Source organism: Micromonospora lacuserhaii, from assembly GCF_036902735.1.
In the GTDB taxonomy this organism is placed as follows: Bacteria; Actinomycetota; Actinomycetes; order Mycobacteriales; family Micromonosporaceae; genus Micromonospora.
Genome location: NZ_JBAKHO010000011.1, coordinates 56,666 through 71,911 on the forward strand (window position 1 = coordinate 56,666; position 15,246 = coordinate 71,911).

13 protein-coding genes, 1 tRNA gene and 2 pseudogenes are annotated in these 15,246 nt (G+C 75.8%); 5 read left to right on the top strand and 11 right to left on the bottom strand.

All coding sequences use genetic code 11. The features are described from left to right. Positions 1–42: 42 nt before the first annotated feature. Positions 43–612, bottom strand: a complete 570-nt coding sequence (locus V6U81_RS10450) for a GNAT family N-acetyltransferase (protein ID WP_334487302.1) — start codon at positions 610–612, stop codon at positions 43–45. After that, positions 609–2,006 carry a cobyrinic acid a,c-diamide synthase CobB gene (locus tag V6U81_RS10455; RefSeq protein ID WP_334487304.1) on the bottom strand — a complete coding sequence of 466 codons (1,398 nt, stop codon included), beginning with the start codon at positions 2,004–2,006 and terminating at the stop codon, positions 609–611. The genes V6U81_RS10450 and V6U81_RS10455 overlap by 4 nt, the downstream gene beginning before the upstream one ends. Before the next feature lie 171 nt (positions 2,007–2,177). Here V6U81_RS10455 and V6U81_RS10460 point away from each other — a divergent pair, with 171 nt between their 5' ends. Continuing rightward, positions 2,178–2,993 (top strand): SURF1 family cytochrome oxidase biogenesis protein, encoded by an 816-nt coding sequence (locus V6U81_RS10460; protein WP_334487306.1) that lies wholly within the window; start codon positions 2,178–2,180, stop codon positions 2,991–2,993. A gap of 69 nt (positions 2,994–3,062) precedes the next feature. Here the strand turns inward: V6U81_RS10460 and V6U81_RS10465 are convergent, their stop codons facing one another. From V6U81_RS10465 to V6U81_RS10485, 5 genes and pseudogenes are all read right to left on the bottom strand, one after another. Next, positions 3,063–4,646, bottom strand: a complete 1,584-nt coding sequence (locus tag V6U81_RS10465; RefSeq protein ID WP_334487308.1) for an ATP-dependent DNA ligase — start codon at positions 4,644–4,646, stop codon at positions 3,063–3,065. Positions 4,647–4,723: 77 nt separating this feature from the next. Further along, a complete protein-coding gene (locus tag V6U81_RS10470; protein ID WP_334487310.1) occupies positions 4,724–4,930 on the bottom strand; it encodes a hypothetical protein in 207 nt (68 codons plus the stop codon). 77 nt (positions 4,931–5,007) lie between these two features. Then, entirely contained in the window at positions 5,008–6,360 is a 1,353-nt protein-coding gene (locus V6U81_RS10475) for a dipeptidase (RefSeq protein ID WP_334487541.1), read from the bottom strand. A 36-nt stretch (positions 6,361–6,396) separates the two neighbouring features. Beyond that, entirely contained in the window at positions 6,397–7,512 is a 1,116-nt protein-coding gene (locus tag V6U81_RS10480) for a M48 family metallopeptidase (protein ID WP_334487312.1), read from the bottom strand. A 101-nt stretch (positions 7,513–7,613) separates the two neighbouring features. Continuing rightward, positions 7,614–8,237 (bottom strand): annotated as a pseudogene (locus V6U81_RS10485) (uridine kinase family protein); the annotation flags it as partial. Positions 8,238–8,349: 112 nt separating this feature from the next. Between V6U81_RS10485 and V6U81_RS10490 the strand changes: the two are divergent. Further along, the gene (locus V6U81_RS10490; RefSeq protein WP_334487544.1) at positions 8,350–8,751 is read left to right on the top strand and encodes a rhodanese-like domain-containing protein; all 402 of its coding nucleotides are present in this window, start codon (positions 8,350–8,352) and stop codon (positions 8,749–8,751) included. 69 nt (positions 8,752–8,820) lie between these two features. On the opposite strand, the gene V6U81_RS10495 is transcribed toward V6U81_RS10490, so the two are convergent. From V6U81_RS10495 to ssb, 3 genes and pseudogenes are all read right to left on the bottom strand, one after another. After that, positions 8,821–10,365: a cobyric acid synthase gene (locus V6U81_RS10495; RefSeq protein ID WP_334487316.1), complete on the bottom strand. Its 1,545-nt coding sequence runs from the start codon at positions 10,363–10,365 to the stop codon at positions 8,821–8,823. A gap of 116 nt (positions 10,366–10,481) precedes the next feature. Continuing rightward, positions 10,482–11,459, bottom strand: a pseudogene (locus V6U81_RS10500) (cobalamin biosynthesis protein); the annotation flags it as partial. A 149-nt stretch (positions 11,460–11,608) separates the two neighbouring features. Next, the gene (gene ssb / locus V6U81_RS10505) at positions 11,609–12,385 is read right to left on the bottom strand and encodes a single-stranded DNA-binding protein (protein ID WP_334487320.1); all 777 of its coding nucleotides are present in this window, start codon (positions 12,383–12,385) and stop codon (positions 11,609–11,611) included. Between the two features lie 338 nt (positions 12,386–12,723). Between ssb and V6U81_RS10510 the strand changes: the two genes are divergently transcribed. Together V6U81_RS10510 and V6U81_RS10515 are read left to right on the top strand one after the other, a co-directional pair. Further along, complete coding sequence (locus tag V6U81_RS10510) at positions 12,724–13,146, top strand: HPF/RaiA family ribosome-associated protein (RefSeq protein WP_334487322.1); 423 nt, start codon at positions 12,724–12,726, stop codon at positions 13,144–13,146. 93 nt (positions 13,147–13,239) lie between these two features. Further along, positions 13,240–14,298: an alpha/beta hydrolase gene (locus V6U81_RS10515; RefSeq protein ID WP_334487324.1), complete on the top strand. Its 1,059-nt coding sequence runs from the start codon at positions 13,240–13,242 to the stop codon at positions 14,296–14,298. 55 nt (positions 14,299–14,353) lie between these two features. Here the strand turns inward: V6U81_RS10515 and V6U81_RS10520 are convergent, their stop codons facing one another. Beyond that, positions 14,354–15,016, bottom strand: coding sequence for a hypothetical protein (locus V6U81_RS10520; RefSeq protein ID WP_334487326.1), 663 nt, complete (start codon positions 15,014–15,016; stop codon positions 14,354–14,356). Positions 15,017–15,166: 150 nt separating this feature from the next. Between V6U81_RS10520 and V6U81_RS10525 the strand changes: the two genes are divergently transcribed. Further along, positions 15,167–15,242, top strand: a tRNA-Arg gene (locus V6U81_RS10525). Positions 15,243–15,246 lie beyond the last annotated feature (4 nt).

The window sequence follows — 15,246 nt, forward strand, 5'->3', positions numbered from 1 at the left end:
CCGGACCGGCCGGCGGCCGGGCGGTGGCCCCGGCCGGCCGGGCTAGTGCAGGTCGGCGGCGACCAGTGACCACAGCTCCAGGTCGACCCGGGCGCCCCGGACGTAGCCCGCGTTGCGCAGCAGGCCCTCGTAGCTGAAGCCGGCCTTCTCGGCGACCCGGCGGGACGCCACGTTGCCCGGCGCCACCCGCAGCTCGACCCGCTGGAAGCCGTGTTCCAGGATCAGCGCGATGGCCAGCGCGTCCACCGCCTCGGCGGCCAGCCCGAAGCCCCGCGCGTGCGGGGCCAGGGCGTACGACACCTCGGTGAGCCGGGCGCCCCAGTCGGTACGCCGGGTCCAGAGGCAGCCGACCACCCGGTCGTCCTCCCGGCGGAGCACCGCGTAGTGGTCGCCCTCACCGCTGTCGCGCCGCTGCCGGGCCAGCTCGGTGCACCAGGCGCGCCCCTCGATCCGCCCCGACGACTCGGCCAGCGGCAGCCAGCGCTGGGTCTGCCGGTCGGCGAAGATCTCGTCGACCGCCTTGGCGTCCCCGGCCGCCAGCGGACGCACCTCGGTCCGCGGGGTGGAGACGGTCAGCTGCGGGAAGCGACGTACCGCCACCTGTCCGATCACGCCGGGGCTCCCACGCCCTCGGCGCCCGCGGCCACCCCGGCCGCCGCGACCAGCCGGGTCGCGACCTCCGGGTGCGCCGCCCAGTGCAGGCCCAGCTGCGAGGCGTGCACGCCCCGCCAGACGAAGCCCTCGGGAGAGCCGCCGTCCCAGCTCCACGCCGGGCGCTGACCGGCCCGCGGGGTGAGCACCGCGGCGTGCTGCTTGTAGCCCACCGCCACCGCGCCGGCGTCCGCGAGCACGCTGTCGCTCACCGCGGTCGCCTCCCGGTAGCCGACCACCAGGCCGTCCCGGCTCTCCCCGATCGCGTCCAGCACCCCGCACATCGGCAGCCCGTCCAGCTCCCGGGCCAGCCAGAGCAGGCCGGCGCCCTCGACGAGCACCGGCCGGCCGGTGCGGGCCAGCTCCGCCACCGCGATGCAGAGCCGGCGGTTGGCGGAGAGCTCCCGGGCGTACGACTCGGGCAGGCCGGCGCCGACGACCAGCGCGCGGACCCCGGCCGGCAGCGCCTCGTCGCTCAGCGGGTCGACGGTGACCACCCGGGCCCCGGCGGCGCGGATCAGCTCGGCGGTCTCCGGGAAGCTGTAGCTGCCGCCCGGGCCGCCCGCCAGCGCGACCAGCGGCGCCTCCGCGGGCGGCGGCGCCTCACCCGGCGGGTTCGCGGCCGGCGACGGGGACCACGCCGGCACCGGCAGCGCGGGCGCGGAGCGGGCCAGGGCGAGCAGTCGGTCGAGGTCGACCGTGCCCGCGACCGCCTCGCCGAGGCGGCGCACCGCACGGACCGCCTCGCCGTCGCGGCGGAGCACCGGCACGACGCCGTGCCGCCGCGCGGGCAGCACCGGCGGCAGTTCGTGCCGGCGCAGGGCGCCGTAGACCGGGACGTCGACGTCGTCGAGCGCCTCACGCAGCATCGTCTCGTGCCGCTGCGAGGCGACCTGGGTGAGGATCACGCCGCCCAGCCAGAGCTGCTCGTCGTACGAGCGGAAGCCGTGCACCAGCGCGGCCACCGACTGGCCCATCGCGGCCACGTCCACCACCAGCACGACGGGGCTGCGCAGGGCGGTGGCGACGGCCGCCGTGGACTCCGCCTCGGGCCGGCCGGCCACCGAGTCGTAGAGGCCCATGGTGCCCTGCACCACGGCCAGCCCAACGCCCTCGGCGCCGTGCCCGAAGAGCGGTACGAGCCGGTCGGCGCCGACCAGCCGCGCGTCGAGGTTGCGACCGGGCCGACCGGCGGCCAGCCCGAGGTAGGCGGCGTCGATCTGGTCCGGGCCGACCTTGAAGCCGGCCACGTCCACCCCGCGGTCGGCGAGCGCGGCGAGCAGCCCGATGGACAGCGCATTGGTGCCGTGGCCGGAGGAGGGCGCGCTGAGCACGAGGCGCGGCACGGCGGTCATCATCGACTCCTCGCTGGCGGCGGTGGCGGCGCGCGGACCGACCGGGAGGAACGGGACGGCGATCCGCTCGCGTGACCATACCCGCCCCGACCGACGTCCGGCGGCCGCCGAGTGGTCGCTGCCCCGGGCCGTCGCGGTCAGTGGGCCCGGTCATACGGGTAGCCTCGTACCGTGTACCGGTTCCTGCTGACGCCACGCTGGCTGGGCTATCTCGCGCTGACCCTGGTCGCCGCCGCGGTGATGGTGCTGCTCGGCAACTGGCAGCTGGCCCGCTACCACGAGCGCACGGCGGTCAACGAGCGCATCGACGCCGGTAGCCAGGGCACACCCGCGCCGCTGCGCGACCGGCTCCCGGCCCCCACCGGCGCGGCCGGCTCGGTCGGCCCGGCCCCCGCAGAGCGCGACGAGTGGAGCCGGGTCACCGCCACCGGCCGGTACGACGCATCGAACGTGGCCCTGATCCGCGGCCGGACCGTCGACAGCCAGGTCGGCTTCGAGGTGGTCGCCCCCCTGGTGCTGGCCGACGGCACGGCCGTGCTGGTGGACCGGGGCTGGATCCCGCCCGCGCCGGGTGGTGCGGTGGCGGTTCCCCAGGTGCCCGCGCTGCCGACGGGCGACGTGACGGTGGTCGGCCGGGTGCGCCCGACGGAGTCCGGTGGCGGCGCCGTCGACCGGCGCGACGGCCGGCTGGAAGCCCGCCGGATCGTCGTCGGCAAGCTGGCCCGCGAGCTGCCGTACCCGGTGCACGGGGCGTACCTGCTGTTGGACGAGCAGACCCCGGCGAACGACCCGGCGTTCAGCGCGGTGCCGATCGGGCACACGAACAACTGGCAGAACTTCGGCTACATCGTGCAGTGGTGGCTCTTCGCGGGGATGTCGCTCTTCGGCTACGGCTGGGTGGCGCGGCGCGAGGCACGCCGGCTGGCCGGGGGCGACGCGCCGGCGAAGCCGCTGGACCGGGCCGCCGAGCCCGCCCCCTCCGCCTGACTGGCGACCACTGCCCGACCCTCGGCGGGGTCTGACCTGCTCGTCAGGTGCGACGCCTCCCGGGCCGGGTCAGCCGGGCGCCCGGCCGGCGTGGATGGCCCGGACCATGTCGATGGTGTCGGCCTCGGCCGCGGCCTTGTCGTCGCGGTAGCGGACCACCCGGGCGAAGCGCAGCGCCATCCCGCCCGGGTAGCGGGAGCTGGTCTGCACCCCGTCGAACGCGATCTCCACGACCTGCTCCGGGCGGACCCGGACCACCCAGTCGCCGCGCTCGACGGCGAGGGCGAGGAAGCGTTCGGTCTGCCAGCGCAGCAGCTCGTCGGTGAGGCCCTTGAAGGTCTTGCCGAGCATGACGAACTCGCCGGTGCGCGGATCACGGGCGCCGAGGTGCAGGTTGGAGAGCCAGCCCTGCCGCCGGCCGCTGCCCCACTCCACGGCCAGCACCACCAGGTCGAGGGTGTGCCGGGGTTTCACCTTGACCCAGGCGGCGCCGCGCCGGCCGGCGTCGTAGGGCGCGTCCGGGGCCTTCACCACGACCCCCTCCTGGCCGGCGTCGAGGGCGGCGGCGAACGCGGCCCCCGCCTGCTCGGGCCCGTCGACCTCCAGCCGGCCGACCAGCAGCGACTCGTCGACCGCGCCGGCCAGGGCGGCCCACCGCTCCCGGCCGGGCAGGTCGATCAGATCCGCGCCGTCGAGGTGCAGCAGGTCGAAGAAGTACGGCGTGAGCACCGTCGTGCCGGTGGTCTCGGCGGCGGCGAGCACGGCCGGGGCGACCGGGGCGCGGCCCGTGGTGCTGGGGGTGGTGCGCCGGGCCGCCCGGCTGGAGGTCTGCTGGAACGGCAGCGGCCGCCCGGTGGCGTCCAGCCCGATCGCCTCGCCGTCGAGCACCAGCTCCCGGCCGGGCAGCGCGCGCACCGCGGCGACCACCTCGGGCACCCGCGGGGTGATGTCGTCCAGGCTCCGGGTGAAGACCGCGATGTCGTCGCCCGAGCGGTGCACCTGGATCCGGATGCCGTCGAGCTTGACGTCGACCACCGCCGGTACGCCGGTGGCGTCGAGCGCCGCGTCCACCGACGGGGCGCTCTGCGCCAGCATCGGGGCGAGCGGCCGCCCCAGCTGGAGCCCGAAGGCGGTCAGCGCGGCGGCGCCCCCGGAGAGCGCGGCCACCGCCACCGCCCGCAGGTCGCCGGCGAGCAGCAGCGCCCGGCGCACGACCGCGACCGGCACCTCGGCGGCCCGGGCGATCGCGTCGGCGAGCAGCCCCGCCTGGGCGCCCTGCCGCAGCTCGCCGCTGAACAGGCCGACCAGCAACCGCTGCTCGTCGGCGGTGGCGGCGGCGAGGAGGGCGCCCAGCAGCTCCCGCCGGCGGGACTGCGAGCCGGGGCCGTGGACCGCCGCGATCCCGTCGATCGCCGCGTCGACGGCGGCCACGGTCAGGGTCGGCTCGGCCGCCGGCGGGGGTAGGTCACGCAGGCTGGCCCAGCCGACGCCGGTCTGCCGCTGGCGCAACTCACCGGCGAGGTAGCCGGAGCCGGCGGGCACCTCGGCCGGGTCGAGCGAGCGCAGGGCGGCGGCGAGCAGCTCCACCTTGGCTCGCCGGGCGCCGGTGGCGCCGACGGCCGCGGAGGTGGCTGCCAGGTCGAGGAACCGCACGGCCCCATCCTGCCAGCCACCCCCGACACCACCCGGACATTGCCGTGCCCGGGCCGCCGTCGGCCGCCACGCGGAGGTCAGGCGGAGACGGGCTCCTCGATGCGCAGGCCCCGGGCGCGCACCTCCTCGGCGACCCGGGAGAGCACGCCGTCGAGGGCGACCAGCGCGGCCGAGAGCTCGCCGAGCTGATCCTTGAGCGTGTCCTCGGGCCACGCGGAGACGTCGACGTCCCCCAGAGCACTCACGGCGGCCTCGAGCCGCGCCATCACGTCGTTCGTACGCATGTTCGAAAGGCTATAACACCCCTGCGCCCGACACATCGGAAACTCCGACATCGACCCCGAAGTTACGGTTCCGCGACCTAACCGACCTGGCGGCCGGCCTCGGCGACCTTCGCCAGCAGCAGCGCCTCGGCCAGGCAGACCCGGGCGAACTCCCCCAGGTGCAGGCTCTCGTTCGGGCCGTGCGCCCGGGCGTGCGGGTCCTCCACGCCGGTCACCAGGATCGCCGCCTGCGGAAACATCTCCTGGAAGGTGGCGATGAACGGGATCGAGCCGCCGACGCCGATGTCCACCGGGTCGGTGCCGTCCCAGGCGCCCCGAAAGGCGGCGCGCGCCGCGTCGAACATCGGCCCGGTGGCGTCGATGACGCAGGGGTCCCCGTCGTGCTCGAAGGTGACCGTCACCTGCGCGCCCCACGGGGCATGCTTCTCCACGTGGGTGCGGAGCGCGTCGTACGCGCGCGTCCGGTCGTCGCCCGGCGCCAGTCGTACGCTGAGCTTGGCCTTTGCCGCCGGCACCAGCGCGTTCGGCGCCTCGCCGGTGGCCGGGGCGTCGATGCCGAGGACGGCGAGCGCCGGCTTGGTCCAGAGCCGGTCGGTGATCCGGCCGGTGCCGAAGAGGGAGGCGCCCGCGACCAGGCCGGCCTCGGTGCGGAACCGGTCCTCCGGGTAGTCGACGCTGGCGCCCTCCCGGCCGACCAGCCCCTCGACGGCGACGTCACCGGCGTCGTCGTGCAGGGTGGCCAGCAGCCGGGCCAGCGCGGTCAGCGCGTCCGGCACCGCGCCGCCGAACATGCCGCTGTGCACGGCGTGGTCCAGGGTGCGCACCTCGACGAAGCAGTTCACGATGCCGCGCAGCGAGGTGGTCAGGGCGGGCACGCCGACGTCCCAGTTGGTGGAGTCGGCGATCACGATGACGTCGGAGGCGATGTCCTCCCGATGCTCGGCGAGCAGCCGCTCCAGCGAGTCGGAGCCGTACTCCTCCTCGCCCTCGATGAAGAGGACCACGCCGACCGGGAGCTGGTCGCCGAAGGCACGCAGCGCGGCGACGTGCGCCATGATGCCGGCCTTGTCGTCGGCGGCGCCCCGGCCGTAGAGGCGGCCGTCCCGCTCGACCGGCTCGAACGGGTCGGACTCCCACAGCGACAGGTCGCCGACGGGCTGCACGTCGTGGTGGGCGTAGAGCAGGACGGTCGGCGCGCCGGCGGGGGCGGCCCTCTTCCCGATCACCGCGGGCTGACCGCCCGAGCGCACAACTTTTGTGTCGAGGCCGCAGCCGCGCAGCAGCTCGGCCACCGCCTCGGCGGAGCGCTCCACGTGCGAGTGGTCGAAGCCCTCGAAGGCGATGCCGGGGATCCGGACGAGGCGTTCCAGGTCGGCACGGACACCGGGCAGTTCCCGCTCGACGGCGGCCCGTACCTCGGACTCGGACATGATCGGAGTGGTCATGACCGGCATCGTATGCCGGCCTTACCCCGGCGTACCCTCCGAGCCCGCGTCGGCGCCGTTCGGGCGGGCGGCGCCGGCCCGCCGGGCCCGGCCGGCGGCCTCGCTCGCCGCGCCCATCCAGGACCGGGCCCGGCCGGCAGTGCCGCCCACCCACTCGCCGACGTCGGCGGCGCCGTCGCCGAGCCGGCGCAACAGCCCGACCAGCGGGTCGGTGGAGTGCTCGAACGCCTCCCGGTACGACTCGGCCGCCGCTCTGATCTCCTCCGAGACGCTCGTCGTGGCGTCGTCGTCGCGGCGCGGGTACTCCCCGGCCAGCACCCGCCCGTACGCGCCGGAGTCGATCCACCGGCGCAACTCGGCGGCCCGGGCCACCGGCACCGGGTGGGTGCTCCACGCGGTCATCCGCAGCTTGTGCAGGCTGTCCCGCAGGTCGCCGCCGCCGGAGTACTCGGCGGCCTGTTCGAGGAAGGCGGCCGTGTCGGTCTGGGTGAGGTCACCGCCGCCGGCGAGCTTCATCAGCAGCCGCAGCGCGGCGGCCGGGTCCTGCCCGGCGAGCAGGCCGGCCCGGTCGGCGGAGAGTTCCGCCTTGCGCCACCACTCCAGCATCGCCGCGATGATCGCCCGCAGCGCGATCGCGCCCACCGGCAGCCAGCTCAGGTTGGCCGCCCAGCGGGTGACGATCATCAGGATGGTCTTGTACACCGCGTGCCCGCTGAGCACGTGACCCAGCTCGTGGCCGAGCAGGCAGCGCAGCTCGTCGTCGTCGAGCTGCTGCACGCAGGCCGAGCTGACCACCACGAACGGCTTTTCCAGTCCGATCGCCTCGGCGCGCAGCCACGGCGACTGGGTCACGTACAGCTCGGGCAGCTCGGCCACGTCGAGCGCGGCGGCGGCCTCCGCCCAGCGCTGGTGCACCGCCGGGTACTGCCGGTGGTCGACCCGGATGCCGGCGGCGAGGAACTGCAACCGGAAGGCGCGCTCGTTCCACATCCCGAAGAACGCCTTGACCACCTCGTCGAAGCCGCGCAGCTCGCGCAGCGCGACCAGGGCACCCCGGTCGGCCGGGTGTTCCCAGGCCCGGGAGCTGACGCCGGTCAACGTGATCCGGCGCCGCGCGGGCGTCTCCGCTGCTGCCATCTGGGCTCCCCGTTCCCCCGGTACCGGTGTTCCCGCATCGTGCCGCAGGCGCCGGCCCGCGTCCATGCCCCGTTCGCCCGGCCCGGCTCGGCGGTTCCGCCTCAGGGCCGCCGCATGTAGTAGCGCCGCGCGTCGTGCGGCAGGGTCGGCGCGCCGTCGACCACCAGGTCGACGTGGGCGGCGGTGTCGTCGGCGGCGAAGTGCGACCGCTCCCCGGCGTGCCAGCGGCGCAGCTCGGGCAGGATCTCCGGGCCGTCCCGGGCCACCGCGCGGGCCAGCCGCAGCGACGACGGCGCGGTGACGAGGACGGCGAGGCTCAGCTCGGGCCGGATCGCCGCCCGTGCCGCGCTCACCCCCTCGACCAGCAGCACCGGCGCGACCGGCACCGGCACGGCCCGGGGTAGGAATGCCTTCCGCACCCAGCTGTACCGCCGGTAGTCCCCCGGCCGGCCGGCCCGCAGGGGCGCGAGCACGCACTCCTCCAGCCGCGCCCAGAAGGTGAACTGGTCGTCCCAGCCGTCGAGCAGGTCGTCGGTGTGCACCACCGGCGGCGGTCCGTCACCGGCGAGGTCGCCGAGGGCCTCCGCGAGGCGCGCGGCGAAGACGCTCTTGCCCGCGCCGCTCGGCCCGTCGACAGCCACCAGTCGGGTACGCCCCAACCGCGCCGGCCCGGCCAGCACCCGCCGGGCCAGCGTCGCGTACGCCTCGACCAGCGCCACCGTCACGGGTGCGACGCTAGTGGGTGTCCCCCGTCAGCCTGGTTCCGGCACCGGAGCCGGCGTTCGCCGCGCGGTCGACCCTGGTGAGCGGCATGATCTGGACGTGCTCAATGACGTGATGAGTCCCGGGGTGGACGCCCTGCTGGAACAGGCCCGTTCCGGGCTGCGCCGGTTGACTCCGCAGGCGACGGTCGAGGCGGTGCGGGCCGGTGCCCTGCTGGTCGACACCCGTCCCGAGGCGCAGCGCCGCGAGCAGGGCAACCTGCCCGGCGCGATCGTCATCGACCGGACGGTGCTGGAGTGGCGCCTGGACCCGGCCAGCGAGTCGCGCATCCCCGAGGCGACCGGGTACGACCGCGCGATCGTGCTGATCTGCCGGCACGGGTACAGCTCCAGCCTCGCGGCGGCGAGCCTCCAGGCGCTGGGGCTGCGCAACGCCACCGACGTGATCGGCGGGGTGGAGGCGTGGCAGGAGGCGGGGCTGCCGTTCTCCGACGACCCTGCCGACATCCGCCCCTGACCCGCCCTGGCGCACGTCGGCCCGGCCCACGCCGCCCTGGCGCCCGGATCGAGCCCGGCAGGGGTGGGGTCAGCTCCCCGGCGGGGCGCCGGGCGGGATGAAGGGCAGGCCGGCGGGCGCGCCGCTCTCGATCAGCCGCCACAGCGCGTCGGTGTCCAGGTGCTCCTCGACCAGGTCGCCGAGCAGGTCCAGGGAGCGTTCGCGAGCGGCGGCGAAGGCGGTGTCCGGGGCGACGGTGAAGCCGGAGCGGCCGGCCCCCCGGGCCACCTCGGTGAGGAACCGGCGGCGGAACTCGTCGGACTCGAACGCGCCGTGCCAGTGGGTGCCGTGCACCGCGCCGAGCCGGACCCCCTCGCCGGTGCCGTCGGCGTAGGTGAGCAGCGGGACCAGGGTCGGGTCGGCGGTCGAGACGTACCCGTGGTGGATCTCGTAGCCGCGGACCGGGACGCCGTCGGCGGCCGTGCCGGCGGCCTGGCGGACGGTCTTGCGCGGGTCGAAGGTGATCTCGACGGGGAGCAGCCCGAGCCCGGGGACGCTGCCCCGCCGGCTCTCCACCGGGTCGTGGATGGCGCGGGCGAGCATCTGGAAGCCGCCGCAGATGCCGAGCAGCGGCCGGCCGGCGGCGGCGTGCGCGGTGACCGCGTCGGCGAGCCCGGTCTCCCGCAGCCAGGCCAGGTCGGCGACGGTGGACTTGGAGCCGGGGAGGACGACCAGGTCGGCGGCGGCCAGTTCGGCGGGTTCGACGGTGAGCCGGACCCGGACGCCGGGCTCGGTGGCCAGCGCCTCCACGTCGGTCGCGTTGCTGATCCGGGGTAGTCGGACCACGGCGACGTCCAGCCAGTCGGTGCCTCGCGGGGCCGCGGGCCGGCCGAGCACCCGGCCGTAGGCGAGGGAGTCCTCGGCGTCGAGCCAGAGGTCGAGGTGCCAGGGCAGCACGCCGTACGTGGGCCGCCCGGTGACCCCGCACAGCATCTCCAGCCCCGGCTGGAGCAGCCCCAGGTCACCCCGGAACTTGTTGATCACGAAGCCGGCGACCAGCGCCTGGTCGGCCGGGTCGAGCAGGGCGACGGTGCCGAACATCGAGGCGAAGACGCCGCCCCGGTCGATGTCACCGACGACGATGGTGGGCAGACGGGCGTGCCGGGCCAGCCCCATGTTGACGTAGTCGCCGGCCCGCAGGTTGATCTCGGCCGGGCTGCCAGCGCCCTCGCAGATCACCACGTCGTACGCGGCACGCAGCTCGGCCAGCGCCGCGTACGCGGTCTCGGCGAGCCGGGGCCGTAGCTGCCGGAAGTTGCCGGCGGTGACCGTGTCGACGGCCTCGCCGAGCAGCACCACCTGGCTGGCCAGGTCGCTGCCGGGCTTGAGCAGCACCGGATTGAAGCGCAGGTCCGCGGCGAGGCCACAGGCGGCGGCCTGCATCGCCTGCGCGCGACCGATCTCGCCGCCCCGGCCGTCGGCGCCGACCACCACAGCGGAGTTGTTGGACATGTTCTGCGCCTTGAACGGCGCCACCGAGACACCCTTGCGGTGCAGCCATCGGCAGATGCCGGCGGTGAGCACGCTCTTGCCGGCATCGGAGGTGGTGCCGGCGACCAGCAGCCCGCCGCTCACCGGGCCCGCCCGTCGCCGGCCCGGCCGCCGACCGACCCGGCCCGCCCGACAGCCCCGCCTCGACCGGTCGACCCGGCCCGACCGACCGACCCGCTCCGACCCGTCGGCGTGAGCGCGTTCAGGCCGCGCCGGCCGGCGGCGGAGACCAGCCGGCCGGCGGTCAGCGGCCAGGCCGCGGCCAGCCCGAGGGCGGCGAGTCCGACGGCGCCGGAGACCCGGGCGGCCCGCTTGAGGTGGCGTGCCTCGGGGCGGGGGCCGTCACCGAGGAACGGGCGCACCTCGGAACGTCCGAAGTAGACGTTGCGCCCGCCGAGGCGGACGCCGAGGACGCCGGCCATCGCCGCCTCGCACTGCCCGGCGTTGGGGCTGGGGTGGTCGGCCCGGTCCCGCCGCCAGACCCGCCAGGCGGCGGCCCGGTCGCCGGGCGCGGCGGGGGCGACCGCGATCGTGAGCAGCCCGGTGAGCCGCGCCGGCGCGAGGTTGAGCAGGTCGTCGAGGCGGGCGGACGGGGTGCCGAAGCGGGCGTAGCGCGGGGAGCGGTGCCCGACCATCGCGTCGAGGGTGTTCGCCGCGCGGTAGCCGAGCAGGCCGGGCAGCCCGGCGAGCGCGCCCCAGACCAGCGGCGCCACCACCGCGTCGGACGTGTTTTCGGCGACCGATTCGACGGTGGCCCGGGCCAGCTCGGGCTCGTCGAGGGTGGACGGGTCCCGCCCGCAGAGGTGGCCGAGGCGTCGCCGGGCGGCCGGCAGGTCGCCGCGGCGCAGGGCCCTACCCATCACCTCGGACTCGTGCCGCAGGGTGCGCCCGCCGAGCACCGTCCAGGTGCCGGCCGCCATCAGCGTGGCGCGGGCCGCCGGGTGGCGGCGGGTGGCCAGGGTGGCGGCCACGCCGAGCAGCACGGGCGCGCCGACCGCGAGGCTGGTGAAGAGCGCGCCGGCCGCCCGGTCGGGCCGGTAGACCCGCCGTTCCAGTGCCCCGGCAGCCCGGCCGAACCCGGCCACCGGGTGCCACCGGCGCGGGTCGCCGAGCAGGCTGTCCAGGGCGTATCCCGCCACCAGCCCTGCCGCATTCGCCACCGCGGTCGAGTGCCGCACCCGCACCACCTCCGGCCGGCCAGCCTAGCCGTACGGCGGGGTGGCCACATTCACCGTCGCCACCCCGCCCCCTCGTACGCTCACCCGGTCCTCCCCTCCCGGGCGGCCCGGCACCGCCTTCCTCGCCCTCGGCCGGCGCGGGCCGGACCTCAGGCCGGTACGGGCACCCGGCCGCGACCGCGCCGGCCCCGCCCGGACGGCGCGACGGCCGTCTCCTCCGAGGCCGGGTCCAGTTCGTCCGCCCCGCCGGGCGGGTCGGCGTCACCGTCCCCGCCGTCGCCGGGCAGCGGGGTGAGGTCGTCGCCCGCCTCGCCCCGGTCGTCGGTCTCCTCGTCGAACGGGTCGACGATCGGCGGGAGGTCGACGCCGGAGCCGGGCAGACCGGAGCCCGGCAGGCCGTGGCCGGCGCGCGGGTCGGTGAAGCCGGAGAACTCGAACTCCTCGTCGAACGGCCGGTCGTCGGGGGTGGCCGGGGCCTGCTCGTGTGGCACCGGCTCGGTCGGCTCGCCGTGCACCCGGGCCGCCGCCTCGGCGTCCTCGACGCTGCTGGTGGTCATGCTGGGCTTGTTGCGCAGGAACCGGGCCCGACCGCGGGACAGGTCGTGCCCGACCGCGACGGCCTCCAGCTCGTAGAGGGTGCGGTGGTTGCCGGCGTCGTCGGTCCAGTCCCGGGTGTAGAGGCGACCGGCCACCACCACCGGGTCGCCGACCATCACCGAGGCGGCCACCCCCTCGGCGAGCTTGCGCCAGCAGTTGACCCGTACGCGCAGGCTGTTGCCGTCGACCCAGCGCCCGCTGTCCCGGTCTAGCCGGCGGGCGGTCGAGGCGACCTTGAAGTTGGCGACGAGGGTGTTGCTCTGCGTGGTGCGCCGCCACTCCGGCGCGGTCAGCACGTTGCCGACGATCGTGACGTAGGTGTCGAACATCGTCCCCTCCCAGGGGTCCAGGGCCGGCCGTGGCGAGCCGACCTCGTGCCGAGACTGGCCGGGCGGCAGGGCCCGCCGCGACCGGTCGGGCCCGGCCTGTGGACGACGGGACCGGCTGTGGACGAACACCTGATCAAGGTCCCGGTGTGCTAGGGCCGGCCGGCCCTGGGACGGCGTACGGCCGACCACCACGATCGGAACCCGGGGTCACCCGGAGTGAGGACGACCCCGGCTGGGTACTGAATTGATCAACCGTCCCGACGAGAAAGGTCAGCGCTGATGACTCTCCGCTCGCTACCCATGATCGGCTCCGCCCGCACCGAGCGGGAGGTGCGGCGATGAGCGCGGTGACCAACCCGGCGACCGTGGCCGAGTGCCTGCGGGTCGGCACCGGCTTCTCCCAGGGCGACCGGAACTGGATCGTCGAGCAGTTCGCGACGCTGGACGCGCGGCTGGCCGCCTTCCACGCCGACGCCACCGAGCTGGAGGTGTCGGTCAAGGACCGCGAGGCGCGCGGACAGAAGGTCACGCTGGAGTGCTGGATCGCCGGGCGGCAGAAGCTCGTCACCACCTCCAGCGAGGAGGACCTGCGGGCGGCGCTCAACGACGCCCGCGACGACCTGCGGCGCAAGCTCAACGACGCCAAGACCCGGCAGGAGCCGCGGCACAACAAGCACGTCCGGGAGATGGGCCAGCCCGTGCCGGAGCAGCCCGCCGACGCCGAGACCGACGCCGATCGGGTCGACGCCGAGACGGCCTGACCACGTCCGGTTCGTCCCCGTCCGACCGGTGCGGTTGGACGGGGACGCGCCGGGGGCTACCGCCGGGTAGCGTCCGGGCGTACCGTCGCGGACGTGGAACAGGACGTGCTGGGGCCGCCCTACGAGCGGCAGACGATCGACCTGGGCACCGACGACGAGGGGCCGGTGGTCGCGACCCTGGTCCGGCGGCGCGCCGAGCGCCCCACCGGCCGGGCGGTGCTCTACGTGCACGGCTTCGTCGACTACTTCTTCCAGACCCACGTGGCGGACTTCTTCGCCGAACGGGGCTGGGACTTCTACGCCCTCGACCTGCGCAAGTACGGCCGCAGCCTGCTGCCGCACCAGACCCCGAACTTCTGCCGCGACCTCGGTGACTACTTTCCCGAGCTGGACGCCGCCGCGAAGATCATCCGCGAGGACGACGGGCACGACACCCTGCTCGCCATGGGCCACTCCACCGGCGGTCTGATCACCTCGCTGTGGGCGGACGCCCGTCGCGACGCCGGCCTGGTCGACGGGCTCTTCCTGAACAGCCCCTTCTTCGACATCAACGCTCCCTGGCTGGTCCGTCGACCCCTCGCGGCCGCCGTCTCCCGGCTGGGCCGCAGGGCGCCGCAGCGCATCCTCCCGTTCGGCCTGGGCACCGTGTACGGCGAGAGCCTGCACGCCGAGCACCGCGGCGAGTGGACGTACGACCTGGCCTGGAAGCCGCTCGCCGGGTTCCCCGTCCGGGCCGGCTGGCTGGGTGCGATCCGCAGCGGTCAGCAACGGCTGCGCGCCGGCCTGGACATTCCGGTGCCGGTGCTGCTGGCCTGCTCGACCCGGAGCTTCAAGGGCACCAGGTGGCACGACTCGGCCGCCCTCGCCGACGCCGTGCTGGACGTGGAGCACATGGTCCGCTGGGCGCCCCGGCTCGGCCGGCACGTCACCCTGACCCGCTTCGACGGCGGCATGCACGACCTGACACTCTCCGGCCCCGCCGTACGGGAGAAGGTCTTCGCCGAGGCCGGACGGTGGGCCGAGGCGTTCCTCGGCGCCGGCCCCACCTCGACCTCGACCTCGGCCGCCGCGGACGCTCCCGGGCGGGAATCGGCCATCCCCGCCGGCCGCACCCCCGCCGAGGCGGACGAGCCGGCGGCGCAGGGCACCTGAGGTCAGGTTCCGGCGGCAGGATCCGCCGGGTGAGCGACCGGCCCGGCGGGTCCGGTCAGGCGGGCAGGCCGGCGACGATCCGGTCGAGGGTGGCCAGTGGGTGGCTGCCCTCGCCGGGCAGCACCAGGCCGAGGCAGCGCAGGCCGACCTCGCCGGCGGCGTCCGGCCGCACGGCGAAGACCGGCGCTCCGACGTACCCCTCGGGCAACCCGGCGGTGATCCGCAGGCCGGCGTCGTCGCGGACGGCGCGCTCGACGGCCACCTCGAGTGGCCGTGACCCGTCGGGGCGGACGCCGAGGGCGAGCACGATCGCGGAGACCGGCTCCGCACCCAGCGCGTCGACCTCGTCGGGCCGGACGGCCACCGCGTCGGGCACCGGCTGGGTACGCCAGCGCCAACCCTGCTCGGCCGCGTCCGCGTGCAGGCCGGCGGAGGCCATGATCGCCGCACCCACCTCGGACCGGTGCGCCCAGCGCGCCGGGAAGTCCGGCAGGACCAGCTCGTCGGGGGCGACGCCGGAAGGCTCGGTGAGGCTGGGCCGCAACCCGATCCCGCCAACCTCGGCGGTGGTGACGGCGTCGGCGGTCAGCAGGTACTCGCCGGTCGGGTGCGCGAAGAAGAACGCCGTCCCGGACCTGCCGAGCGGCACGATCGCCCTCCCCAGGAGCTGGCACAGCTCGTAGGCGACCTCGTTCTCGGCATCCGGCTCCAGCAGCACGAACCCGAGGGTACGGGCCGCCCGGCACCGGAACCCGGGTGACCTCCGGACCGGTCGCGTGAGAACCTGATCATCGGCGTCGAGACGGCGACCCGTTCCCCCGCCACCGGCGGGGTCGGCGGTACCCTCTTGGCGCGACACGTACGCCGCGCGCCCGTAGCTCAGCGGATAGAGCAGGGGACTTCTAATCCCAAGGCCGCAGGTTCGAATCCTGCCGGGCGCACCACCTC

Bases quoted from the DNA above. Each gene is read 5' to 3' on its own strand.
- V6U81_RS10455 (WP_334487304.1), bottom strand. From the start codon at position 2,006: ATGACCGCCGTGCCGCGCCTCGTGCTCAGCGCGCCCTCCTCCGGCCAC.
- V6U81_RS10470 (WP_334487310.1), bottom strand. From the start codon at position 4,930: ATGCGTACGAACGACGTGATGGCGCGGCTCGAGGCCGCCGTGAGTGCT.
- V6U81_RS10475 (WP_334487541.1), bottom strand. From the start codon at position 6,360: ATGTCCGAGTCCGAGGTACGGGCCGCCGTCGAGCGGGAACTGCCCGGT.
- V6U81_RS10480 (WP_334487312.1), bottom strand. From the start codon at position 7,512: ATGGCAGCAGCGGAGACGCCCGCGCGGCGCCGGATCACGTTGACCGGC.
- V6U81_RS10490 (WP_334487544.1), top strand. From the start codon at position 8,350: ATGAGTCCCGGGGTGGACGCCCTGCTGGAACAGGCCCGTTCCGGGCTG.
- ssb (WP_334487320.1), bottom strand. From the start codon at position 12,385: ATGTTCGACACCTACGTCACGATCGTCGGCAACGTGCTGACCGCGCCG.
- V6U81_RS10510 (WP_334487322.1), top strand. From the start codon at position 12,724: ATGAGCGCGGTGACCAACCCGGCGACCGTGGCCGAGTGCCTGCGGGTC.